Origin of the sequence: Enterococcus sp. AZ167, assembly GCF_051714025.1 — a bacterium.
GTDB lineage: Bacteria > Bacillota > Bacilli > Lactobacillales > Enterococcaceae > Enterococcus_D > Enterococcus_D casseliflavus.
Window position 1 is genome coordinate 122,643 of record NZ_JBIORB010000002.1, and the last position, 24,062, is coordinate 146,704.

A 24,062-nucleotide genomic window follows, 5' to 3' on the forward strand; every position below is an offset into this window, starting at 1 on the left:
ACAGGAATCGAAGGGGGGCTTTGCTGTTTTAGTGAGGAGAAGATGAATCTTGGCTTAGATCGTGGATCCGCAAGGTGACTTGTGTGCCGCTACCCAACACACTCTCGATCGTCAAGCCGTATTCAGGTCCATAAAACATTTTGACCCGATGATTGACGTTGGCTAGCCCAATGTTCTTTTTGGCATGGGTGGAGGGCGTCTTGATTTTTTGCTGCAAGTGTTCGAGTTTTTCTGGCGGTATCCCGGTACCGTTGTCTTGTACCACGATCACCAGATCATGGCCGTCTTTGGTGATCGTCAAACGAACAAACCCTGGATAGGTGATGCCTTCCAAGCCATGGGAGATGGCATTTTCCACCAATGGTTGAATCAGGAGGGGCAATATTTGGACTTCTTTTTGGTCGATCTCATTGGAGACTGAATAAGAAAAGTTGACTCGATCGCCAAAGCGCATCCGCTGGATCTTGACATACACGTGAACCGCATCTAAGGACTCTTCTAAGCTCGTTCGCTTGGTTCCGTGGGTTTCTAGCGTATAGCGCATCGATTTTGCCAGTAACTTGATGGCATAAACGACGTCAGAATTGCCAGAAGTCAGCGCCATCATACGAATCGTTTCTAATGTATTGAACAAGAAGTGGGGGTTGATCTGTCCCGCTAAGATATTAAATTCCATTTGCTGCTGCTGAGTCAACAGCTCTTGCTGTGCCAAACGTGAACGGTAGATCTCTTCTTCTTTTTTCTTGATTCGTTGAATGATCTTATGGAAATCAAGAGAGATCTGAGAAATTTCGTCTTCGCCGCTAATATTTTGAAAGAAATCATAATCCTCGATCGAGGCAAAGTAGACCGCCTGCTGCAGTTGAGAGATTCGCTTGGTAAAGAATCGAGTAAAGAGAAAGACGATGATGAAAGTAGTGATCAAAATCACCAAAACGATCGTGCTCCACCGGATCAGATTGGCGCGTAGATTGCTGTAGGCATTGGTATCCGCACTATAAATCGTGATGATATCTTCTTTGTTACTCATGGGTAAGGTGCTTTTGGTGAGCATCACCTTGGTACCATCATTTTTTAAAAAGGCAGCACTCGTTTGCGGCTCAGAAAGAGCTGTCAGCTGTCCCGGTTCCCCAACTTGATTGATTTTGTCGCTATAAAAGATGACATCATCATTTAACTGTAATTCCAATTCATAGGATGAATTACGAAGTCGGTTACTGAGATAATTGTAATCGACTTGGATCTCCAAAACGGCTGTTTCTTTTGATAAAGGCAAAGGCAACGTTTTATAAAGACTCAAACGATTTGCTTTGTAATCCTCTGGCATCGTCATCAAAAAAGCATCGGGTTGCTTGAGCGCTCGTTGGTACCAGGCGGTCGCTTGAATCGTGTCATCTGCCTGTTGAAAATATTTATAGTTCGGAATGGTTTGATTCGTCGTATAGATAGTTAATTTCGCAATCGAGGTTTGAAGATTTCTGATCTCATCTAGCTGATCATAGCTATTGATGTCCACGATCGCTTCTTGGTCGTCAAGGTAATTGGCAGTTAAAAGCTGACGTAGATGGGTATCATTTGATAAGGAACTCGCCGTGTTTGTCAGCGTGTTTGTTGTATCAAAAAGAACAGATTTGACACGCTGAGCATTCAACTCTGCCAAGTGTTGGTAATTGCCTGTCAGCTGTTTAGTTGAATCGTAGACCAATAAGAGACCTATAGTCACTGTGGATAAAAAAACAACAGGTAGATAAAGAATGAACAATTGTCGCCGAATGGAAAACTGACTCAGACGACGAAAAAGTGAGAGATGACTGATTCTTTTCATGCTTGTTGATTACGAAAGATAGAAAGCAACAGGAACGAACTACAATAAATAACAAAAGAAAAGCCAAAAATCAACAAGAGAAATTTAAACAACGGAAATAAAACAACAAAACAAAACGCAGCGATAGGAATAAGTGCGAGGGCTAACGAACGGATAGGGTCCGCGATCGGTAACAGAAACGCATTTTTTAGTGTTTGCCTAAAGCTGTTTTCATAACGTCCAATTAAGGCAAGGCAATAGACTAACACAATAAACAGATAAATAGCTGTAACAATTAGAACGAAAGCAAAAATACTGGCAAGAATGGTTTTTGAGGAAAACCAAAACAAGCTACTATACAGTAGTGCTACCATGGGGAGCCCAAGAAGGAGAAAACTACCGGTGGCTTTCATAAAGTTTGCTCGTAGCGCTCGCACATAGCCTACAATCAATTCACCACGCTCCTCATCCGCATAACGAATCGTCACTTCATAAAGGGCAGCTGTCGCAGCACCAATCGTAATAATTGGCAAACAGCTAATGATATATAGTAAATTTAACAATGTGAATTGTGAAAAAACGGTGGTTATTTTGTACAGTTGACCATCAGGATTGTACTTCATTTTTATCCCTCCAAAATTGATATATTCCTATAGTACTCGCAAAAAACAAATTTTGAAAGCCTTACCATTCGAGCGGTTTCTAGCGAAAACATTGATATATCAACGTTCTTTATAAATAAAAGAAAAATGAAGTCTAAAATGTACGGATTGACCTCTATTTTTCACAGGTGGCAAATAAGTATTCAGGTGCTAGTATTAAAAATGTAAAAGCGGTTACAAAAAAAGGGGGAGGAAAATGGAAAGTAAACTAAGCAGTGTCCCAAGAAAAAATAAGCGGGTGACACGAGAAGGGAAGATTTTGTTTTTATGTATCGTTCCCTTTCTGATTCTCGTGTTTTTGTTCTCTTATTTTCCTTTGCATGGATGGATTTATTCACTTTATGATTACAAACCAGCATTAGGTTTAGCGCGCAGCGAGTTCGTAGGCTTCAAATGGTTTCGACTTCTTGTCTCTAGTCCAACACAAGTGGATCAGATCGTACAAGTAATGAAAAACACCTTTGCCATGAGTTTTTTAGGGATCGCCACTTCGATCCTACCAGTAGGCTTCGCCATTTTACTGAACGAAATCAAGTGCAAATGGTTTAAAAATTTGGTCCAAACGCTGACCACGCTGCCGAATTTTATCAGTTGGGTTTTGGTGTATACGATTGCCTTTAGCTTGTTTTCTTCAACAGGGCTGGTAAACACGTTGCTGCAAGAATGGGGCTTCGTTACCGATCCAGTCAAATTTTTGGATAGCGGCAATCATACGTGGCTGATGATGTGTCTTTGGAATATTTGGAAAGGCTTGGGCTGGGGTGCCATCATGTATCTTGCAGGCATTTCAGGAATTGACCCCGAATTGTATGAATCGGCACGAATCGATGGGGCGAATCGTTTCCACCTGATGCGTCATATCACACTACCTGCCTTGATGCCGACGTTCCTTGTGATGCTGATGCTGTCTATCGCCAACTTGCTGAACAACGGAATGGATCAGTACTTTGTCTTCCAAAATGCATTCAATCGAAATACGATCCAAGTCCTCGATTTGTATGTCTACAATTTAGGGATGGGCGGAAATAGTCTATCGCTAGCGACAGCGATCAGTATGCTAAAAAGTGTCATTTCTGTTGCCTTGTTAGCCATCGTCAATATTGCTTCGAAAAAAATTCGGGGGACATCCATTATTTAGAAGAGGAGGATATCAATGGAACTATCGATTAGTGAAAAGAAAAAGGCGAAAAAAGTACGCAAACGTGAAAATCTGACGTTTAGTATTCTCAACTATACCTTTTTCTTTTTGATTACGTTGATTTGCGCGTATCCCTTTTACTACTTGATCATTAATTCAATCAGTAATAATGAGTTGAGTGCGTTAGGCCAAATTCGCTTTTTTCCACAAGAGATCCATTTTGAAAACTATAGTCAAGTGTTACAGCTAAAAGGATTGCCTCTAGCCGCAACGGTTTCGGTGGCTAGAACGGTGATTGGTACCGCCGCGACTGTCTTAGCTTCAGCCTTCTTAGGCTTCATGTTTACCCAAGAAAAAATGTGGAAACGAAAATTTTGGTATCGCTTTGTCGTGATTACAATGTATTTCAATGCAGGGTTGATTCCATTATTCATCACGATGAAGACATTAGGTTTAACGAATAACTTTTGGGTCTATATTTTGCCGGCTGTCGTTCAGCCCTTTAATATCATCTTGGTGAAAACCTATATTGAGTCGATCCCCAAATCATTGCAAGAAGCAGCTGAAATGGATGGAGCTGGCATCATTCAAGTATTCTTTCGGGTAATTTTACCCAACTGTACACCGATTTTAGCAACAGTAGCGATTTTCTCGGCAGTGGGTCAATGGAATTCCTTCCAGGATACACTGATTTACATTACGGATCAAAGTCTCTACTCCTTGCAATACCTTCTTTATACGTATATCAATCAAGCCAATTCGTTGGCACAAATGGTCAAAAATACCTCGGGATCACTTTCCAGCATCGCTTCAGCAGCAACAACGCAGACGCCGACGTCGATCCGCATGACCGTTTCAGTCATTGTTGTTTTACCAATCATGTTCATTTATCCGCTATTCCAGAAGTATTTTGTTAAAGGAATTATGTTGGGTGCGGTGAAAGGCTAATAAAAAGAAAGAGGAAAGAAAATGAAAAAAATGTCCAAATATGTAGCAACAGGTTTGTTAGGCATGACATTGCTAGGTAGTTTAGCCGGCTGTGGAGGAGCAGCTGAATCTGAGACAGATGCTGCTTCCAGTGAAAGTGGCTACGATGAAACGATCACGATCGATGTCTATAATGGGCTAGCCAACTATATGGGAATGCAAGAAGGGTGGTTTGCCAAAATCGTGCGGGATAAATTCAATATGGAATTGAACATCATCGCACCAAACGTTGCTGGAAACGGTGATACCCTTTATCAAACGAGAACGGCAGCAGGCGATTTGGGTGATTTGATCATTGTTGATAATGGCCAACAATACAACGAATTGGTTGAAGCAGGTTTGTTGACCGATGCGAGCGAGTATTATGAAACTATGGAAAACGTTCAGCGCTTCGATGCGGCTGTTCAAAATCTAAACAAAGATGCCGATGGGCTGTATGGCTTTCCAACTTCTGTTTCTACCTTAAAGGCCACCGATCCTTCAGAAGGATTAGACCCTACATTTGGTGCTTACGTGCGTTGGGATCTTTATGGGGAGCAAGGATATCCAGAAATCGGGACATTGGAAGACCTGCTTCCTGTGATTCAAAAAATGCAAGAAGACAATCCAACAACAGATTCTGGCAAAAAAGTGTATGGGTTTTCTCTATTCAGCGATTGGGACGGCAACATGATGAATGCAGGCAAACAGCTTGTCACCTACTATGGGTACGATGAATCAGGATTTGTCTTGGCAAAAGCCGATGGATCTGATTATCAAAGCATTCTCGATAGTGACTCTGAATATATTCGTGCACTTAAGTTTTACTTCGAAGCCAATCAAATGGGCTTAGTTGACCCAGAATCAACGACGCAAAATTACGATACACTTTTTGCAAAATTCCAAGAAGGACAAGTGTTATTCTCATGGTGGCCTTGGTTAGGTCAAGCGGCCTTTAATACGACCACGAACTTGACTGAAGGAAAAGGCTTTATGTTGGCACCGATCCAAGATCAAAAAATCTTCTCTTATGGTGCGGAAGTATACGGTGGCAAACAATTTATCGGGATCGGTTCTAATGCCGAAGACCCAGAGCGAATCGCAGCCTTCATTGACTGGCTCTACTCATCAGAAGGTGTGTTAGCAAATTCTTCTCAAACAAGCGGCAGTAGTGGTCCAGAAGGGTTGACTTGGGAAATGAAAGACGGCGAGCCTGTCTTAACTGAGTTCGGAAAACAAGCATTGCTAGATGGTGATGGGGATGTGCCAGAAGAATACGGTGGCGGAAGTTACAAAGATGGCGTATCTGCACTCAACGTCAATACGGTATTACCGATCGATATCAATCCTGATACAGGCTTCCCTTATGCTTATACGATGTGGGAAAGCTACCAAAATGAAACAACCGATCCTGTAAAAGAAGATTGGTCAAAAAATATGGGTGGTGCAGAATCCACCATTGGCTATTTAGAGGAGAACGACCAATTGTTAGTTGCCCCTGGTGCCAGCTATGTAGCGCCAGAAGATAGTTCAGAGATCTCTACGTTGCGTAACCAAGCCAAAGCGACGATCATCGAGTACTCTTGGCGAATGGTTTTTGCCAAAGATGAAGCAGAATTTGATCAATTGCTAAAAGAAATGCAAGAAACAGCAGATGGTCTTGGCTATCAAACCGTTTTGGAATTTGACATGAACAATGCAAAAGATCAAAACGAAAAACGGATAGAAGTAGCGAAAGAATTTGGGGACTAATCAAAAACAAACAAAGAATCGCTCGAGTGATTTGCCAACGGTTCCTTGGCAAAAGTGAGTATACAGCCTTTGGATAAGCAATCACTTAAGAAGATTGATCCAGCACCAGCGGATCAGTCTTCTTTCTTTAAGGAGGAAAACAATGATAGTGGATAAAAAAGATCGTTTGCTTTTTATGGGGGATTCGATCACAGATAGCAATCGAAATTATCAAGCGATACCCGCAGGTTGGTCTTCATGGGGGGACGGCTATGTTCATCTGATCAACGCCTATACCACAGCATTACTCCCGCAAATGGAATTAATGATCGTCAACCGGGGTGTCAGTGGGGATACGGTTGTCGATTTGAAGAAGCGCTGGAAGGATGATGTGTTGGCATTTCATCCAGATTGGGTAACGATCATGATCGGTGTGAATGATGTGTGGCGGCATTTTGATGGAACCTTTGCTCAAACGGAACTAGTGGGGATCGAGAGATTTGAATCAGAGCTGCGTGATTTGATCGAGCAGACCTTGCCAAATGTCAAAGGTATGATTCTTTTGAGCCCGTTTATGGTTGAAGCCAACAAAGAAGATCCATTAAGAAAAATGCTTGCCAATTACCAACAAGTGCTTGCCAAAGTAGCGCAAGAGTATGGTATCCTTTTAGGGGATACGCAGGAAAAGTTTGATGATTTTTTGCTTTATCAATCATCCTATGTCTTAAGCAGTGATCGCGTGCACCCCTCGACTGCAGGACATGTGTTGATTGCAAAAACATGGCTGGAAACAGTCGGTATTTTGGAGGAAAAACAATGATCACAGTAGAAACGATCCAGCAAGTCGCACATCAAGGCCCCTTTTTTCCAAATTGGCAGTCATTGGGCGCTTTTGTTCTACCGGAATGGTTCCGCAAAGCAAAATTTGGGGTCTTCATTCATTGGGGACTGTACAGTGTTCCAGCCTTTCACAATGAATGGTATTCAAGAAATATGTACATCAAAGGCCATCCAGAATATGATCACCATATTGAAACCTATGGTCCACAAAAAAACTTTGGCTACAAAGACTTTATTCCGATGTTTACCGCAGATAAATTTGATGCAAATGAATGGATTCGCTTGATCAAACAAGCCGGTGCCAATTATCTTTTTCCCGTTGCAGAACATCACGACGGGTTTCAGATGTATAAAAGCGAACTGTCTGAATGGAATGCGTCAGTTATGGGGCCGAAAAAAGATATTCTTGAGGAACTAAAAGAAGCAGCAGAGGAGCAAGGCCTGCATTTTTGTACCTCATCTCATCGTGCCGAACATTGGTTTTTTATGGGACACGGTAAGGATTTTGACAGTGATATCAAGGAGCCGTTGGCAAAAGGCGACTTTTACTGGCCAGCGATGCCCGAGCCAGACCATGAAAGTCTCTTTAGCGAGCCATACCCGTCAAAAGAATTTTTAGATGATTGGCTGCTTAGAACCTGTGAACTCGTCGACAACTATCAACCAGAGCTGCTGTATTTTGATTGGTGGATCCAACATGAAGCCTTCAAGGAGCATTTGCAACTTTTCGCTGCTTACTATTACAATCGTGGGGCTGAATGGGGCAAACAAGTTGGTATTTGCTACAAGCACGATGCCATGATGTTTGGTAGCGGTATCGTGGAGATTGAACGGGGGAAATTTGCCGAACCACAACCTTTTTACTGGCAAACAGACACAGCAATCGCTCGTAATTCATGGTGCTATACCACGACATTGGATTATAAAACAACACGTGAGATTTTACAGGATTTGATCGAAGTCGTCAGTAAAAACGGCAATCTCCTTTTGAATATCGGGCCGAAAGGGGATGGTTCGATCCCAGAAAAAGATCAAGCGATCTTAAAAGAAATCGGTGCGTGGCTGGATGTAAATGGTGAAGCCATTTATGAAGCGAAACCATGGCGCAAAGCAGGGGAAGGGCCCACGACCGTAGTTTCGGGCCAATTTCAAGAAGCACAGGCGACGACATACACGAGCCAGGATTTCCGCTTTACGGTTCAGGGGGATTCGTTGTATGCGATTGGCATGGCAAGTCCTGAGAATGGCCACGCAAGGATCCAAGCACTGGCACAATCCAAAGACCAAAATTTGCCAGAATTTCACGGCATCATCAAAACCGTCACGATTCTAGGATACGAAGAACAGCCTGTTGATTGGCAAGTGACCGATGAAGGCTTGCAACTAACTTTTGAACCAATTGAAACCGACCAACCAATTGTCTATAAAATTACAATGAAATGAGGCGCAACCCGTGATACATGAAAAAAGATCTGCACTTTTACCAGAAAGCCAAGCAAGTTTAACTACCTATGTCATCGAAAATTCTCCTGAAATGGAACCAGATCGTGTCCGACCAGCGGTCATCATCTGTCCTGGCGGCGGCTATGAAATGTTGTCGGATCGTGAAGCGGAACCTATCGCCATCAAAATGATGAGCTTTGGTTTCCAAGCCTTTGTGTTGCATTATAGTATCAAACCGGCTGTCTATCCGTTAGCCTTAAAGGAATTGGCTGCTGCCGTTCGTCTTGTCCGCACCAATCATGACACCTGGCACGTCGATCCTGAAAAAATCATCGTTGCTGGTTTTTCAGCTGGTGGCCATTTAGCTGCTAACTTGGGTGTGTCTTGGCAGCAACCTTTTCTAGCAGAGGCTTTACAAGGAGCCAATGAAGAATGGCGGCCTAACGGGTTACTGTTGAGCTACCCAGTATTATCTAGTGGAGAACTTGGGCACCAAGATTCCTTCCGTTCATTATTAGCAGATCGTTACGAAACAGAAAAAGCCGCCTTGTCTTTAGAGACTTTAGTCAATGAACAGACACCACCAACGTTTCTTTGGCATACGTTAGAAGATGGATTAGTCTTGGCAGAAAACAGCCTCCTTTTTGCCGAACAGCTGCGCAAATTTAATATACCTTATGAGCTACACATTTTCCCTCGGGGCGGTCACGGGTTAAGTTTAGGAACGCCAGAAACCGCCAACAGCGATCAACACGGGATCGAAGCGTCGGTTGTCCGTTGGCCAGAATTATTTGCTGATTGGGTAAATTGGAATTTTTGAGAAACGTTTAATGATCGAAAGAAATAAGCCATTGTCTGCTCAGTTCAGACAATGGCTTTTCTTTTCGTTGTTATCAGATAGTTTATTCAGCTGAAAAGACAACCGTTCCTTGATAAAAACTTTTGCTGACGAAGCCTTTGCGGGCAACGAATTCTGCCGTACAAGCAGCTGGTGTCAGCAAGAAATCAGCCGAATCACCAACCTTAGGCCATTGCTGCGTACCGTTTTTATCTAAGGGCACTTTGCCATCAGTAACCAGACCTAGGGCTTGCGTCAAGTCTTCCTGACTTTTGACGGCAAAAATCTCTAAATAGCGCGCCAGCTTTTCTTGTAAAGAACCGTCGCCAAGAGAAGACCAAGAATCATAGACATTGTCGCAACCGATATGAACAGCCACGCCATAGCTTTGCAATTCCTTCAGTGGCGGGATCGTTCCTGGGCTGATGGGAATACTTGAAATGATATGGATTTCTAAGTCTGCTAAGGCTTGAAAGACTTCTTTGCGTTCTTCTCCCTCAAAGTCATTTAGACCAAAGGCGTGACTGATCGCTACTTTTCCTTGCATATTGAATTCCTTCGTCAAACGAATCATTTCTTTGACGGTCGCTCTGCCAGCTTCTTGCCGATCATGAAGATGGAGGTCAATACCGACATGCCCTTTTTGAGCAAGTTCAAAAGTTGTCCGTAAGGAAGTTTTATAATCTTGATCGAGTGTATAAGGATCAACACCGCCAATATAAGAAGCTTTGCCCGTTGCTAAGGCTTCTTCAATCAAAGAAGCTGCATTTGAGCGCAATAAGCCATGTTGTGGGAATAAGACCAACTCCGAGCCAAAAGGTTGTTCGGCGACTAATTCAGTGATCGCATCAAAATAACGCAGCTGAGTCATTGGTTCAATATCGATATGTGAGCGGAACATCACCGCACCGTGAGGTAGTTCTAAATCAATCAGCGCTTGTCCGCGTTCTTTGATTGATAACGGTAAGGCATCTAATTGGGGAATCTCAGTTTCAAATCGTTCCACCAAGCTAGCTGCTGGCGTTACTGGACGCCAAGGAGTACCTAATTTACTTTTGTCCAAATGACAATGTTTTTCGATCAATCCTGGCAACAATAACTGATTTTCCCCATCAATGATCGTCGCCTCACTTGATGCCTGCCATTCAGTCATCGGCACGATCTCCGCTATTTTTCCATCATTGATCCCGATTGCTGTATTTTCTGTTTTGGTTCCATAAGACCAGTCGCCTTCTTTTAAATAACTCGTCTCAAGTTGAACATTTGTAAGCCATAAATCCAAGAAATCGCCTTCTTTCGTGTTTGCTTCATGGTATCATACATTCGCTGCTCGGCTCTAAAGAGATGCTTGTGGCAAAAGGACTAAGAGCTGAGCCTTGCAATCATTGGCTAGAAGTGTAGGATAGAAACTAAGTGAAGATAACGAGGAATAAACCAAAAGACTTGGAGGATAAAGGATGAAGAAAAACGACTTTCTATTGACAGCTGATGAGCTGTCCCATCAGAAAATGGAGTATCTAGAAACATTGTTCGCTTTAGGAAATGGGCAAATCGGCGTCCGTGCAGGGCATCCTTTGAAGGTCAATCAACTGTATCCAGGAAATCCTGGGGCGTTTGTCAACGGCTTTTTTGACAGCGAGCCGATTCAGTATGGCGAATGGGCTTATGGGTATGCAAAAGAACATCAAACGATTTGCAAATTGCCAAACTTGCGTGGAGTTATTTTGAAAATCGGCGAGGAGGATTCTTCGGTTGAGGAATGGCAAGTCGAACGCACTCAAATGAGTCTTGCATTAGCTGACGGGATTCTGACGGAAAGTTATCGGATCACTACTCCGACCGGAAAGTCTTTTGAGTTGGGGTTAACTTCGTTTGCGTCAATGACGCGTAGTGAACTCTATGTTTGCCGCTATGAAGTGATAACAGCCGATTTTTCAGAACCGATCGAACTATCCCACACATTAAATCAGCAATTCTCTGTCAATAAAACAGATGATCCTCGAGTTGCCAGTAAGAATCATCAATTGGAAAAAGAACAAATGGGCGCATACCAAGTATGGACAGCACCAAATAGTCAAAAGCAAATCGCTATTCGGCTGCATCAAGAAAAGCAGTATTTGACAGTTGGAGAACCGTCAACTTCGATTTTTCAGGTCAAATTGCTGCAAATTATTGGTGAGACACCATTTGAGCAGAGAGTCGACGAGTTTTCTGTCTTATTAAAAGAACAAGCGGATTACTATCGATCTTTCTGGCAAGCCAGCGATATTCAAATCGTGGGGGATGACTATTTGCAAAAAGGGATCCGTTTCAATTTGTTTCATTTGAACCAAGGTGCAGGGCGTGATGGGAAAACGAATTTCGCCGCAAAAGGGCTGACGGGTGAAGGATATGAAGGACATTATTTTTGGGATACAGAAATGTATCTACTGCCTTTCTTCATTTATACGAACCCCGAGATAGCCAAAAGCTTGCTTTCCTATCGTGCAAGTATTTTGCCGCAAGCCAAAAAACGAGCAAAAGAATTGAATCAAGCTGGGGCATTGTTTGCTTGGCGTACGATTGACGGTAATGAAACGAGTGCCTATTATCCAGCAGGTACAGCACAACTGCATATCAATGCCGATATCGTTTATGGCTTTCAATTATATGAACGTATCACGGGTGATCAACCCTTTATTGAAGAAATTGGTAAAGAAGTCGTTTTTGAAACAGCGAAATTCTGGTTTCATTATGGCACGTTTGTTGTAAAAGAAGGACAAGAGCGGTTTTGTATTCATGGAGTGACAGGACCAGACGAATACAGCGCTTTGGTAAACAACAATTTTTATACAAACAAAATGGTACAAAATAACTTACGCTATGCGGTCGAATTAGCCAAACGATACCATGTCTATCAAGAATTGATTGCCGATTGGGAAAAAGCAGCTGACTTGATGTACTTCGGTTACGATGAAGAACGGCAGCTAACGAAACAAGATGATTCCTTCTTAGATCAAGCGCTGTGGCCATTTGAGGAAACACCTGCTGAGAATTATCCGCTTCTGCTTCACTATCATCCAATGATCATTTATAAGTATCAAGTATGCAAGCAAGCAGATACTGTTTTAGCAGAGATGCTGTTTACCCATGAATTTTCAGCAGATCAATTAACAAGAGACTATGACTATTACGAGCAGGTGACGACCCATGACTCCTCGTTGTCTCGTTCCATCTTTAGTGTGATGGCTAGCCGAATCGGCGACACTGAAAAAGCGTATCGCTACTTCATGGATACCGCACTGATGGATCTCAATGATTTGCAAAAGAATGTTGTAGATGGTGTTCATGCAGCCAATATGGGTGGCAGCTGGTTGAGTTTGATTTATGGTTTTGCTGGTCTGGCCTATGATCGCGGACTTCACTTGGCGAATCATTTGCCACAGAAAATCGAATCACTGACATTTACGATCACTTATCAGCAAGAAGCAATCAGAGTGAAGCTTCAAGGGGGAGAAATCGAATGCCAGTTACAGCCGAATAGTAAATTAAAGGTGGTGGAGGATAAGAATGGCCTTTGGATTAAATAGAGGACTTGCTTATAATGATTACCTACTATCAAGAATAGAAAAAATAATAAGACTACAATCAATAGTAGAGGAATTTAGATGATATACAAAAAATCCCATACCGCACTTTTGATCATCAGCAATACGATCACGATCATCCCTTATCTTTATTTTTTATCTTTGAGCAAAGAGCAGTCGCTAAGTGCAGCATTAGCCTTTGCGCTCTTTTATACCTTTCGCATGACAGGGGTCTTTTTCTTACAGACGCTTACGGCGCTTTTTGCACCATCGCTGTTAGCAGCAAGTGTCTTGATCGGCGGCGCCGGCGCATTGGTGGGTATCTTGAGCACTTGGTGGAGCGTGGCACTCTTGCCAGCTGCTGGTTTGTTGGGGATCAGTGCTTCTTGGCTGCCCCCAGCTGACCTGATGGTACGCCAAAAAGCCAAGCTCACTGAACAGCCGCTGAAAAATGATTGGAAGGAGGCGCTGTTCTATCTTTTGGTTTTACTCTTTGCCTTACGGTTGCCTGATGACCTTCAAGGCATTGGTCTATTTGGCAGTTATTTTGCACTCTTTGTGCTGGCAGCTAAGAGTAGTCAAACCTTCAACAACCTTCCAAAAAGACCGTTGATGCAGCGCAACCAGTTATTCAACAAGCAGTTTTTGTTGTATTTCTTTTTCTTTCTCTTACTGTTTGGCTTGCGAGCAGCAAGATTGATCAAGTCGAATGCCCTGTTTGAGTGGGCGATCACTGGCTTCTTGTTTCTCTTTGCTTTGCTGCTGATCACTTTAACGAAACGCAGCCGCTCGTGGAAACAGCCACTTCATCTAAATGTGCTCACCTTCATTCGTGGGGTGATTGGAAACTTTCTTTTTCTTTTCGGCTCGGTGTATGTTACCGGTCGATTTGGAGCACAAGCGCTAAGCACGCACGTTTACTTACCATATGCACTGGGCCTTTTTGGCGCGATGTTTCTCGGAGGAAAACTCGCTCATCGTTTAGAAAAACAGCTGGTACCAACATATTTACTTGGGCTGATGGCAGGTGTTCTTCTGTTCAGCAGCGACACACTGATTCCAATAAGTTTATTCGTCATTAGCTTCTTTAATGCGGGATTGAATCAATGGCTTACGAAACAGTATTTGGCGGCAAAACCGGAAGCAATCGAGCAGCAGAGTTTAGCCAAGTATGCCACACAAAGCAAAGGGAGTCTGGTACATCAATTTCTTTTGATGACACTCCTGTTTGTCATTCTTCGTTTTGAACATCAGCCGCTGGCTTTCTTGTTTCAGCTATCAGGAACGACGGCAACGAATCAGACCTCAAGGATTCAAAGCTTTTTAGAGCCAGCAAAATGGGGCTCGATTGCAGGAGTACTCTGTTTGCTAGTAGGCGGACTGGTGGTATTTCGCCGACAATCAAAGAAAACAAAAGAATAAGCGTCTTTAGCAGTCACTATCTTGATTCAAGACAGTGGCTGCTTTTTTTGAAATCGCATAAAAACCGAACGTTCAGCGTTTTATCTTCCTTTATGATAGTGAATTTTATTGCACTATTTTCGAATAGCGTTAAAATAAGAACATCGTGTTAGTGAAAAAGGAACATTAAATGAACGGCTTTTTCCTGACAATGTCTTAGAGAACGGGGGAAATCAAACAAATGGCAACCATTCGCTATTTTAAAGGAGATGTTTTCCATACGCCAACTGATGGAAAACTAGAATATATAGAAGAAGCTTTGATTCAAGTCGATGACGCAGGGATCATCACGAAAGTTACTGCCAAAACAGATCAAGAGTATGAGGCAGAGCTGGCAAAAGCATCAGAGAATCTTCAGGCTTTATCCGAAGGCCAGTGCTTTTTACCAGGATTTATCGATCTGCATGTCCACGCACCACAATGGCCGCAAGCAGGGATCGCGTTAGATGAACCGTTAAATGTCTGGTTAGATGAATGCACGTTTCCACTGGAGGCAAAATATGCCGATCCAGCATTTGCCAAAGCTGTCTATCAAGATTTGGTGGCACAGCTATTGGCAAGAGGAACGACAACGGTTCTTTATTTTGCAACGATCCATCTAGAAGCGAGTCTTCAATTGGCGAAGACTTGTGCCGCTCTTGGTCAACGGGGATTAGTCGGAAAAGTCGTTATGGACGATCCTCAAGCCAATCCTGCTTTTTATCGGGATGCGTCAACAGAAGAGGCATTAGCGGATACAGAACGTTTTATTCAAGAAGTACAAGCAATCGCAAAGACCGCACCTCAAGGCGTTTATCCTGTGGTCACTCCGCGATTTGTCCCCAGCTGTACCGATGAAGGCTTGGCAGGGTTAGGCGCATTGGCTCAAAAATATGATGTCCATGTTCAGACCCACTGCAGTGAAGGGCAATGGGAACATGACTTTGTCCAAGAACGATTTGGCAAAACGGATACCGAAGTGCTGCAAGATTTTGGCTTGTTGCGTGAAAAAGCAGTGATGGCTCATGGCAATTTCATCAGCCCAGCTGACGGCGCCCGTTTTGTCAAAACCGGCGCCGCAGTTGCGCACTGTCCCATTTCAAATGCCTACTTTGCCAATGGCGTGATCCCAATCAAGCGCTTGAAAGAACAAGGAGTCACGATTGGTTTAGGAACGGATATCTCCGGCGGTTTTTCACCGAGTTTGTATGACAACATCAAACAAGCTGTGATGTCTTCGAGAATGTTAGAAGATGGCGTGGATGTCACGCTTCCTCAAAACACACGAGGAATAGCAGATTCTCGTATATCCGTGATCGATGCGTTCTCATTGGCGACAAAAGGCGGCGGTGAGGCACTGAAATTACCAGTAGGTGTCATCAAAGAAGGGTATGCGTTTGATGTGCAAGTGATCGATACGCGACAAAAAGAAAATCCTTTGCCTGACTTCGGTGTGTTCACCTCACCCGAAGCAAGATTACAAAAAATCCTGTACTTAGCAACGATGCAAAATATTCGCCAAGTCTGGGTCCAAGGAAAAAAAGTACACGAAAAATGAGGAGAATGAGACAGTGGAATCAACGAAAAACAAACATTTAACGATCGGAATGAACGAAGACATTCCCTTTGGTCAAGCAGTACTTTTAGGATTACAGCATGTGTTGGCAATGGACGTGTATGTGCCGCCATTTATTATCGCAACCGCGGTGGCGATGTCCTCTTCAGACGCATCAGGTTTGATCCAATCGACCTTTTTAGGAGCAGGGATCGCTTCTTTGATCCAAGTCCTCTTTTTCTTGAAATTACCCGTATGTCAAGGACCATCCTTTGTACCCGTTGGAGCGATCATCGGTATTTATTTTGGTGCCAACGGCATGGACACGGTGTTAGGTGCCAGCATTGTTGGTGCCGCAGCAGTCATTTTACTAGGTTTTACTGGCATCTATAAGTATATCGTTCGTCATTTTATTCCTACGATCGTCAGTGGAACGATCATCATGATCGTTGGTTTGACGCTGCTGCCAACGGCATTTACTAGCAATATCTATCCTGCCACTGAAACACTAAGTGCCAATCAAAACATGTTGTTAGCTGCGATTACTGCTGCGATTTTGATCTTGTTTTCCATGTTAGGCGATTATTTTCCAGGAATGGGAAAATACTTCCGAATCAGTTCGGTCATTATTGCTTTGGTTATCGGTACCGTGATTGCTTCCTTTATGGGAGGCGTTGATTTTCAGTCGGTGGCGGATGCTTCTTTCTTTAGTCTGCCAAAACTGGTATTTCTAAACTATGGCCTGCATTTTGATGTTTCAGCGATCTTAACGATGCTAGTGATCTATATGGTTCTCCTAGCAGAAACAACAGGAACTTGGTATGCGGTCAGTTCTGTGACAGAAGAACCTGTTACGGATGAACAGATCAATAAAGGCGTGATCGGTGAAGGGTTAGGCTGCTTGGTTGCCGCCTTAGTTGGAACGACCCCTGTAACTGGTTATTCTACCAATGCAGGAATCATTTCGATCACAGGGGTTGCTAGTAAAAAAGTCTTTGTGATGGCGTCCATTTGGTTTATCCTATTGTCCTTCATGGGAAAACTTTCAGCCTTGATTCACGCAGTACCTTCTGCTGTCATCGGCGGCGTGTTCGCGGTCGTCTGCGTCATTATTTTGTTGAGCGGCTTTCGGGTCATTAAGAATGAAGAGTTTTCCGAGCGGGAGTTGTATATTATCGGGGTACCGTTGATTATTGCCATCGGCTTGTTGTTTATGCCAGCAGAAATCAAAGAATCCGCGCCTCAATTCTTACAATATTTATTAGATTCACCGATTGCTTTAAGCGCTATTGCGGCGATCGTCATGAATAAATTGATCCCAGTGAAGAAAAAATAAGAAGTAAATGAGGAATGAGACCTTGTCTCGTTCCTTCTTTTGTTACAATCCTGTGTAAAAAGAGGGTTTTTTGTAATATAGGAAAGGTTTTCTAAGGTTAACTGGTTTACCTGAAAATAAAATAACTGTAATGTTAAAAATTACAGCAGAGTAAAGCTTGATATGATAGGATTCTCAAATTCTTACGAAACGTAAGGCAACTGTCGTTTTCGTAATCATCTGTAATGAATTCTTTACCTATGAAATATTCTTCGATGTTAGACTTGTTTATGCGCTTGAGTCATCTCAAATGACGCAAAATGAGTTTCAAAGAAGGAGATTTAATTATATGAAGTCTTTAAAAACTGTTTTACTTAGTACAGCTGTCCTTGCCGGTTTCGGCCTTTTCTTAGGTGGGAAAGACGCCTTTGCAGACGAACAATACACTGTTCAATCTGGTGATACTTTATCAACAATCGCTACTAACTTTTATGGTTATAGCTCTGATGATACGATCAATGCGATCGTTGAAGCAAACGAGATTGCTGATAAAAACTTGATTTTTGTTGGGGAAGCATTGATCATCCCTACAGATGGCACTGCAACTTATACAGAATCTGCAAGCACGACTGCTGCAGCAAGTGTACAACAACCAAGTGAACCAGCAGCTTCACAATCAAGCAACACACAATCTGCTGCAAGCACACAAAGCAGCTCAAGCTACAGCTCTTCAGCTAGCGGCTCAGAAGCTTCAGCAAAAGAATGGATTGCAAACAAAGAATCTGGTGGTTCTTACACAGCGACAAACGGACAATACTATGGCCGTTACCAATTAACCAACTCTTACTTAAATGGTGACTATTCAGCTGCTAACCAAGAAAAGGTTGCCGATGAATATGTAGCATCACGTTATGGTTCTTGGTCTGCTGCCAAAGCATTCTGGGAAGCAAATGGTTGGTACTAAGATTCTCAAATGAATCTTGTCCATGACATCTAGTAATCAATTGCCCTTATTGGCGAGTACAACTTACTCGCTGATGAGGGCTTTTTTGTGTCTTCTGAGAAAGGTGAATGAGTGTAACGCCGCTTTCAGCTGCATGTAACGTCATTATCAGTCGACATGCCACTGATAAAAAATCCCTTTTTCCACGACAACCATGTATAATAGTAGGAAATAGAGCAGCAAGCGATTCAATCTGTCAAAATTGAGACAGAAAATGGCGATTTTGATAACAGAAAGTGGGGGACACACAATGAGTACATCGATTGAAGAAAAAATTGCACAAAAAATGCAGCGATTTCAAGCATTTTGGGAAGGCTTGCCGGGAGCCAAAGTCTATTATCGCGAAGATTGGGATGCAATCTACTTTGATTTAGTAGGAAAGCAGTTTGGAATCATGAGTCCACAACCAGAAGAAACAGCGTTTTTGACTTTGAAAAATCTGCCCGAGGTCAACGAAACGCTGCGAGAGCAATTTCCTGACGTCATCATTCCAGGGTATTATGCCAATAAGACCCATTGGAATACCATCAAGTTGGCATCTGATGCCTTGATGGAAGAAAACATCGAACAAATGATTTTGGTTTCCTACGATTTAGTCAAACAAAAACTGACAAAAAAACAAAAAAGTGAGCTGGAAAACAGCGAATCGTAAGTCAAAGATTTAGCGACAAAAAATAATGAAACCAGTATCGAGGATCATCATAATCCCTTTACTATTCGTTATTTTCGACAACATTTATGCAATATTTTCAAAGAGCTTTCATGAAAGCTCTTTTTGTTTTATTTGTTCGCTTGTTTCCCGTCGGGATCCATGGTAAATTGTTGTGCAACCGAAATTTTTTGGCAGTCTTTTCTGCTAAACACAAAGGAGTGGTACGTATATGGATCTGGTCTTACGCCATGTCAAAAAGTACAAAGCGGCAACCGGCATTGCCTTATTATCGGTCATTTTAATGGTCGTTGCTGCATTATGGCAGCCGAAGCTCTTGCAGCAAGTGCTAGAATCAATTATTACCGAAAACAATGATGAAATGAAAAAAATTGGTGTGCAGCTGATTGGGCTAGCATTGCTAGGCCTTGTTGCAGGGATCATCAACACGATTTTTTCTGCGAAAGTGGCGCAAGGCGTTAGTGCCGATATTCGGGAAGAGATGTTTCGGAAAATCCAGACATTCTCATTTGGTAATATCGAAACCTTCACGGCAGGAAACCTAGTGGTGCGCTTGACCAATGACATCACGCAAATTCAAAACTTAGTGATGATCTCGCTGCAATCGTTGTTTCGCATCCCGTTCTTATTTATCGGTGCCTTCATTTTGGCGATGACAACCATGCCACAACTTTGGTGGATCATCGTCTTACTAATTATCGCTGTCCTAGTGATTACGGCACTCTCCTTTACACGGATGGGCAAACACTTTATGATCATCCAGAACTTGATCGACAAAATCAATGGGATTGCCAAAGAAAATTTGATGGGGATTCGTGTGGTGAAATCTTTTGTTCAAGAAGAAAACCAGCTACAAGGCTTTTCCAAAGTCAGTGAAACGTTAACGAAGCATAATATTATCGTAGGAACCCTGTTCTCTGTAATGATCCCCTCCTTTATGCTGGCAGCCAACTTAGCCGTCGTCGGCGCGATCTTCTTTGTCAGTGATCTAGCGAAAGATGATCCAACCTTGATTGGGGGAATTGCCTCATTCATGAATTATTTGATGCAAATTATGATGGCGATCATTATCGGCGGCATGATGATGATGATGACATCGCGGGCTGCAGTTTCGCTTAAACGGATCAAAGAGATTCTAGATACCGAACCGGATCTGCAATACCAAGATGTCCCAGAACAAGAGTTGTCTGGAAGTGTCGCTTTTGAAAACGTCAGCTTCCGTTACCCTGGGGATGAAAAAAATGCCCTAACGGCTATCAGTTTTACCATCAAACCTGGAGAAATGATTGGGATCGTAGGGGCGACTGGTGCCGGCAAATCAACACTGGCGCAGCTGATTCCTCGTTTGTTTGACCCAACGGAAGGTGTCGTGCGAGTTGGCGGCGTTGACTTGAAAGAAGTCAATGAACAAAGCTTGCGTAAAACGGTCGCTTTTGTCTTGCAAAAAGCGATCCTCTTTTCAGGAACGATTGCCCAAAACTTGCGGCAAGGGAAAAAAGACGCCTCAGAATCTGAGATGTCTCGCGCAACGGAAATCGCCCAAGCCAGTGAATTTATTCAAAAATTGACCGCTGGGTTTGAAGCGCCGGTCTCCGAGCGCAGCAGCAATTTTTCTGGAGGGCAAAAGCAACGCTTATCGATTTCTCGAGGGGTGATCGGTGAACCGAAAATTTTGATTTTGGATGATAGTACGAGTGCATTAGACGCTCGTTCGGAAAAATTGGTTCGCGAAGCGTTTGAAAAACAATTAAAAGACACGACAACGATCATCATCGCGCAAAAGATTGCCTCTGTTGTGAAAGCCGACCGCATCTTCGTTTTAGATAATGGACGTCTGGTTGGTGAAGGAAGCCATGAATTTTTAGCCAATAACAATGCCATCTATCAAGAAATCTTCGCAACACAGAAAGGAGAGGAGTAACCATGACAGATTTGTTCAAAGCGAGTAAATTTTTCTACCATTACTTAAAACAATACAAGTGGTCGTTTCTATTCATTTTTGTGACGGTGATTCTGGCAACGTATCTGCAAGTGCAAGCGCCAGTCTTTGTCGGAGAAGCGTTCCAAGAGTTGGCGAATTATGTTGGCGGTTTGATGCAAGGGGTCGATGATAAATCAGCTTTTCTATCGATCATTTGGAAATTGTTGATTTTTTATGTCTTAGCCAGTGCAGCCAATTTTGTTTATAGTATCTTGTTCACGCAAGTGGTGGGGAAATCAACCAACAGAATGCGGATCGGTTTATTTAATAAACTGGAAAAATTGACGATCAAATTCTTTGATTCTCATCAAGACGGTGATATTTTGAGCCGTTTTACCAGTGACTTGGATAACATCCAAAACAGTCTGAACCAAGCATTGTTGCAAGTGCTGACCAATGTAGTCTTAATGGTGGGAATCTTGATCATGATGTTCCGTCAAAACGTGGAATTGGCATGGGCAACGATTGCTTCTACCCCGATTGCGGTGTTGATTGCGGTGATCGTAATCCAAAAAGCCCGCAAATATGTCGATCTGCAACAAGATGGAGTCGGAAAATTAAACGGCTATATCGATGAAAAAATCAGTGGTCAACGAATCATCATCACCAATGGACTGCAAGAAGAAACCATTGATGGTTTTCTGGTCCACAACCAACAAGTCCGCGAAGCTACCTACAAAGGGCAAGTGTACTCTGGGCTGCTTTTCCCCTTGATGCAAGGGATGTCCTTGTTGAACACGGCAATCGTGATTTTCTTTGGTGGCTGGTTAGCATTAAACGGTGACTTAGAACGTTCCGTTGCTTTAGGATTGGTTGTGACCTTTGTCCAGTATTCGCAGCAGTATTATCAACCATTAATGCAGATCTCTTCTGGTTACAGCATGATTCAGTTGGCGATCACCGGTGCGCGCAGAATCAATGAAATGTTTGATGAACCTGATGAAGTCAAACCAAAAGACGGGATCAAAGTGAAGGGCATCAAAGAGGCGGTTGCTTTGAATCATGTGGACTTTGGGTATGACAGTCAAAAATTGGTCCTAAAAGATGTCTCGATCACGGTCAACAAAGGCGAAATGGTCGCATTAGTCGGGCCGACGGGTTCAGGAAAAACGACCATCATGAACCTGTTGAATCGCTTCTATGATGTGAATGGTGGTTCTGTGACCTTTGACGGCATCGACATCCGGGAGCTAGACTTGGATCTGCTGCGTTCTCAAGTGGGAATCGTTTTGCAAGAATCCGTGTTGTTCTCAGGGACGATTCGCGAAAACATTGCTTTTGGGAAACCAGAAGCGACTGAAGCCGAAGTCATTGCAGCAGCGAAACAAGCCAATATCCATGAGTTTGTTATGACGTTGGAAAAAGGCTATGACACGGAGATCACCGAAGAGAATAATCTTTTCAGTACTGGTCAAAAACAATTGATGAGTATTGCCCGAACGATTTTGACCAATCCAGAATTGTTGATTTTGGATGAAGCCACCAGTAACGTTGATACCGTGACCGAAGCGAAAATTCAACGAGCAATGGATGAAGCAATCAAAGGACGAACAAGTTTTGTGATCGCCCATCGCTTGAAGACGATTTTGAATGCCGACCGCATCGTTGTCTTGAAGGATGGCAAAGTCATTGAAGAAGGCAATCACCATCAATTGGTGGCGGCTGACGGCTTTTATGCAGAACTGTATCACAATCAATTCGTTTTTGAATAAGCGCAAACCAACGTAAAATTATCAAGAAGACACTAGCAGGACAGCCCGCAATTTCGTCAACCAATCGACGAAACAGCGGGCTGTTTTTTTTAGGTTAAAGCAAGCGCTTCTTATGACGACAATGTTTATGAGCAGTTAGTGGTATAAGGGGTCCGTTATTCTGATAAACAAAAAAGACCAGCCTTAAGCATGGTCTTCTTTTGTTTTTAGTGATACGCAGCGGTTTGAGTCAACCACTCAATAAAATGGTCTGGCTGTTGCGTATCCTGTGCCACGATATTCCACTGCTGGTTTTTGCAGCGGGTGCATTCATGCAGCAGCTGATAGCCTTTTTTGGAATGTTGGCGATAGTCAATCGGTCGCATCAAGCCATGGCAAGTATTTTGACGATCACCCGGGCGAATATCCACGTGTAACGAGTAGAGACACTGGGGACAATGGTTGCGGTAAGAACCATTGGTCAAGGGTGCCACAGGCGTACTGCAGTTTTTACAAACAAAGGTCGTATTTTCATCTTTTCTCATTTTGCTTTCCTCCAAAAGAATGATTTCTTTTGAGAGAAAAGGGTTCCGTTCGTTCTTCATCAGGCTTCTTTGGCTAGGGACACATTCACCGTTCGTAACGATTACTTCTGCTTCCAGCTTCATGCGATTTCGCAATCCGTACCACGCTTAGTTTTTTCGTTTTGTGCTAAGCACTGTGTTGCGGCAGCCCACAACCCAGCAGTAAGTGTAGTCCAAAGTCACTGTCATTGGCGTCGTCCCCTAGAAAGCAATTGAGGAATGCTTTTTCATCGAGTACCTCCTATGTGTTTATGAGGGTATTATAGCAGAAATAAAGTTGGAATTCTAAGAAAGATAAAACCTGATCGTAATCCCTTCTTTGTTAATTTTATCTTTAAAAACAATAATGTGCAGATAACAATGCTGTTTTATGACAAAATATTTCGTATAGGTTTCGCTCGATTTTATTTTGGTCACTGAAGAAGAGACACGGAATCACAAAATGAAGGAAGGATGACCTAACGAAAGGAGAACAAAAATGTTTGGTACGAACAAGAAATCCGAAAATTCGAATGGCACACAAGGCAAGAAACGAAAAAAGCGTTTGACTGTAGAAAATCTGATCAACCAATATCTTGAAGAAAAAGAGATCCATGAATTGAGTGATGATCTGTCTGTCCAAATCTTTAATGACTTATCTGCACACCGAATACATTTCATGGAGATCCCCAACCTTAGTTACAAAAATCTCGGAGCAGCTATCCAAATCGATCAAAACTGGATTAAAATCAAGCAACAAGATACGATCATCAAACAGCAGGCAGAGATCATTCAGCTTTTGAAAGAAACACGATAGAAGAAAAGTATTTTTTCAATTAAAAAACCGAAGAACGAG

General features: G+C 42.8%; 19 protein-coding genes. 15 read left to right on the forward strand and 4 right to left on the reverse strand.

The window, feature by feature from the left end; translation table 11 throughout:
• Window positions 1-28: 28 nt before the first annotated feature.
• Together IGJ05_RS12140 and IGJ05_RS12145 are read right to left on the reverse strand one after the other, a co-directional pair.
• Window positions 29-1,825, reverse strand: a complete 1,797-nt coding sequence (locus tag IGJ05_RS12140; RefSeq protein WP_266167186.1) for a sensor histidine kinase — start codon at window positions 1,823-1,825, stop codon at window positions 29-31.
• The gene (locus IGJ05_RS12145; protein WP_005234068.1) at window positions 1,822-2,427 is read right to left on the reverse strand and encodes a YesL family protein; all 606 of its coding nucleotides are present in this window, start codon (window positions 2,425-2,427) and stop codon (window positions 1,822-1,824) included. The genes IGJ05_RS12140 and IGJ05_RS12145 overlap by 4 nt, the downstream gene beginning before the upstream one ends.
• 235 nt (window positions 2,428-2,662) lie before the next feature.
• Here IGJ05_RS12145 and IGJ05_RS12150 point away from each other — a divergent pair, with 235 nt between their 5' ends.
• The 6 genes from IGJ05_RS12150 to IGJ05_RS12175 all read left to right on the forward strand — a co-directional run bounded on the left by IGJ05_RS12150 (window position 2,663) and on the right by IGJ05_RS12175 (window position 9,404).
• Window positions 2,663-3,604 (forward strand): ABC transporter permease, encoded by a 942-nt coding sequence (locus IGJ05_RS12150; protein ID WP_005228459.1) that lies wholly within the window; start codon window positions 2,663-2,665, stop codon window positions 3,602-3,604.
• A 15-nt stretch (window positions 3,605-3,619) separates the two neighbouring features.
• The gene (locus IGJ05_RS12155) at window positions 3,620-4,552 is read left to right on the forward strand and encodes a carbohydrate ABC transporter permease (protein WP_005228460.1); all 933 of its coding nucleotides are present in this window, start codon (window positions 3,620-3,622) and stop codon (window positions 4,550-4,552) included.
• 21 nt (window positions 4,553-4,573) lie between these two features.
• A complete protein-coding gene (locus IGJ05_RS12160; RefSeq protein ID WP_123833626.1) occupies window positions 4,574-6,322 on the forward strand; it encodes an ABC transporter substrate-binding protein in 1,749 nt (582 codons plus the stop codon).
• 142 nt (window positions 6,323-6,464) lie between these two features.
• On the forward strand, window positions 6,465-7,121 hold the full coding sequence (locus IGJ05_RS12165) for an SGNH/GDSL hydrolase family protein (protein WP_010749930.1): 657 nt from the start codon (window positions 6,465-6,467) through the stop codon (window positions 7,119-7,121).
• On the forward strand, window positions 7,118-8,584 hold the full coding sequence (locus tag IGJ05_RS12170) for an alpha-L-fucosidase (RefSeq protein ID WP_266167187.1): 1,467 nt from the start codon (window positions 7,118-7,120) through the stop codon (window positions 8,582-8,584). Before IGJ05_RS12165 ends, IGJ05_RS12170 begins: the two co-directional genes overlap by 4 nt.
• Window positions 8,585-8,594: 10 nt before the next feature.
• A complete protein-coding gene (locus IGJ05_RS12175; RefSeq protein WP_266167188.1) occupies window positions 8,595-9,404 on the forward strand; it encodes an alpha/beta hydrolase in 810 nt (269 codons plus the stop codon).
• 82 nt (window positions 9,405-9,486) lie between these two features.
• On the opposite strand, the gene IGJ05_RS12180 is transcribed toward IGJ05_RS12175, so the two are convergent.
• Window positions 9,487-10,704, reverse strand: a complete 1,218-nt coding sequence (locus IGJ05_RS12180; RefSeq protein WP_266167189.1) for an amidohydrolase family protein — start codon at window positions 10,702-10,704, stop codon at window positions 9,487-9,489.
• Window positions 10,705-10,879: 175 nt separating this feature from the next.
• On the opposite strand from IGJ05_RS12180, the gene IGJ05_RS12185 reads away from it, so the two are divergent.
• From IGJ05_RS12185 to IGJ05_RS12220, 8 genes are all read left to right on the forward strand, one after another.
• Entirely contained in the window at window positions 10,880-12,991 is a 2,112-nt protein-coding gene (locus IGJ05_RS12185; RefSeq protein ID WP_266167190.1) for a glycoside hydrolase family 65 protein, read from the forward strand.
• 78 nt (window positions 12,992-13,069) lie between these two features.
• The gene (locus IGJ05_RS12190; protein ID WP_266167191.1) at window positions 13,070-14,410 is read left to right on the forward strand and encodes a hypothetical protein; all 1,341 of its coding nucleotides are present in this window, start codon (window positions 13,070-13,072) and stop codon (window positions 14,408-14,410) included.
• A gap of 220 nt (window positions 14,411-14,630) precedes the next feature.
• Window positions 14,631-15,986: a guanine deaminase gene (guaD, locus tag IGJ05_RS12195; RefSeq protein WP_144771318.1), complete on the forward strand. Its 1,356-nt coding sequence runs from the start codon at window positions 14,631-14,633 to the stop codon at window positions 15,984-15,986.
• A 49-nt stretch (window positions 15,987-16,035) separates the two neighbouring features.
• A complete protein-coding gene (locus IGJ05_RS12200; protein WP_086338707.1) occupies window positions 16,036-17,319 on the forward strand; it encodes a uracil-xanthine permease family protein in 1,284 nt (427 codons plus the stop codon).
• A gap of 328 nt (window positions 17,320-17,647) precedes the next feature.
• Window positions 17,648-18,262 (forward strand): LysM peptidoglycan-binding domain-containing protein, encoded by a 615-nt coding sequence (locus tag IGJ05_RS12205; protein WP_005228480.1) that lies wholly within the window; start codon window positions 17,648-17,650, stop codon window positions 18,260-18,262.
• A 289-nt stretch (window positions 18,263-18,551) separates the two neighbouring features.
• A complete protein-coding gene (locus IGJ05_RS12210) occupies window positions 18,552-18,953 on the forward strand; it encodes an MmcQ/YjbR family DNA-binding protein (protein ID WP_438725251.1) in 402 nt (133 codons plus the stop codon).
• 229 nt (window positions 18,954-19,182) lie between these two features.
• Entirely contained in the window at window positions 19,183-20,892 is a 1,710-nt protein-coding gene (locus IGJ05_RS12215; RefSeq protein WP_438725252.1) for an ABC transporter ATP-binding protein, read from the forward strand.
• Window positions 20,893-20,894: 2 nt separating this feature from the next.
• Window positions 20,895-22,664, forward strand: coding sequence for an ABC transporter ATP-binding protein (locus tag IGJ05_RS12220; RefSeq protein WP_266167192.1), 1,770 nt, complete (start codon window positions 20,895-20,897; stop codon window positions 22,662-22,664).
• A 206-nt stretch (window positions 22,665-22,870) separates the two neighbouring features.
• On the opposite strand, the gene IGJ05_RS12225 is transcribed toward IGJ05_RS12220, so the two are convergent.
• Window positions 22,871-23,188 (reverse strand): RNHCP domain-containing protein, encoded by a 318-nt coding sequence (locus tag IGJ05_RS12225; RefSeq protein WP_170927546.1) that lies wholly within the window; start codon window positions 23,186-23,188, stop codon window positions 22,871-22,873.
• A gap of 517 nt (window positions 23,189-23,705) precedes the next feature.
• On the opposite strand from IGJ05_RS12225, the gene IGJ05_RS12230 reads away from it, so the two are divergent.
• The gene (locus tag IGJ05_RS12230; RefSeq protein WP_266167193.1) at window positions 23,706-24,023 is read left to right on the forward strand and encodes a hypothetical protein; all 318 of its coding nucleotides are present in this window, start codon (window positions 23,706-23,708) and stop codon (window positions 24,021-24,023) included.
• Window positions 24,024-24,062: the final 39 nt, after the last annotated feature.

Coding starts and splice junctions, on each gene's coding strand:
- IGJ05_RS12185 (WP_266167190.1), top strand. CDS start 10,880: ATGAAGAAAAACGACTTTCTATTGACAGCTGATGAGCTGTCCCATCAG.
- IGJ05_RS12150 (WP_005228459.1), top strand. CDS start 2,663: ATGGAAAGTAAACTAAGCAGTGTCCCAAGAAAAAATAAGCGGGTGACA.
- IGJ05_RS12210 (WP_438725251.1), top strand. CDS start 18,552: ATGAGTACATCGATTGAAGAAAAAATTGCACAAAAAATGCAGCGATTT.
- IGJ05_RS12200 (WP_086338707.1), top strand. CDS start 16,036: ATGAACGAAGACATTCCCTTTGGTCAAGCAGTACTTTTAGGATTACAG.
- IGJ05_RS12205 (WP_005228480.1), top strand. CDS start 17,648: ATGAAGTCTTTAAAAACTGTTTTACTTAGTACAGCTGTCCTTGCCGGT.
- IGJ05_RS12230 (WP_266167193.1), top strand. CDS start 23,706: ATGTTTGGTACGAACAAGAAATCCGAAAATTCGAATGGCACACAAGGC.
- IGJ05_RS12165 (WP_010749930.1), top strand. CDS start 6,465: ATGATAGTGGATAAAAAAGATCGTTTGCTTTTTATGGGGGATTCGATC.
- IGJ05_RS12225 (WP_170927546.1), bottom strand. CDS start 23,188: ATGAGAAAAGATGAAAATACGACCTTTGTTTGTAAAAACTGCAGTACG.
- guaD (WP_144771318.1), top strand. CDS start 14,631: ATGGCAACCATTCGCTATTTTAAAGGAGATGTTTTCCATACGCCAACT.
- IGJ05_RS12220 (WP_266167192.1), top strand. CDS start 20,895: ATGACAGATTTGTTCAAAGCGAGTAAATTTTTCTACCATTACTTAAAA.
- IGJ05_RS12140 (WP_266167186.1), bottom strand. CDS start 1,825: ATGAAAAGAATCAGTCATCTCTCACTTTTTCGTCGTCTGAGTCAGTTT.
- IGJ05_RS12145 (WP_005234068.1), bottom strand. CDS start 2,427: ATGAAGTACAATCCTGATGGTCAACTGTACAAAATAACCACCGTTTTT.
- IGJ05_RS12155 (WP_005228460.1), top strand. CDS start 3,620: ATGGAACTATCGATTAGTGAAAAGAAAAAGGCGAAAAAAGTACGCAAA.
- IGJ05_RS12160 (WP_123833626.1), top strand. CDS start 4,574: ATGAAAAAAATGTCCAAATATGTAGCAACAGGTTTGTTAGGCATGACA.
- IGJ05_RS12170 (WP_266167187.1), top strand. CDS start 7,118: ATGATCACAGTAGAAACGATCCAGCAAGTCGCACATCAAGGCCCCTTT.
- IGJ05_RS12215 (WP_438725252.1), top strand. CDS start 19,183: ATGGATCTGGTCTTACGCCATGTCAAAAAGTACAAAGCGGCAACCGGC.
- IGJ05_RS12190 (WP_266167191.1), top strand. CDS start 13,070: ATGATATACAAAAAATCCCATACCGCACTTTTGATCATCAGCAATACG.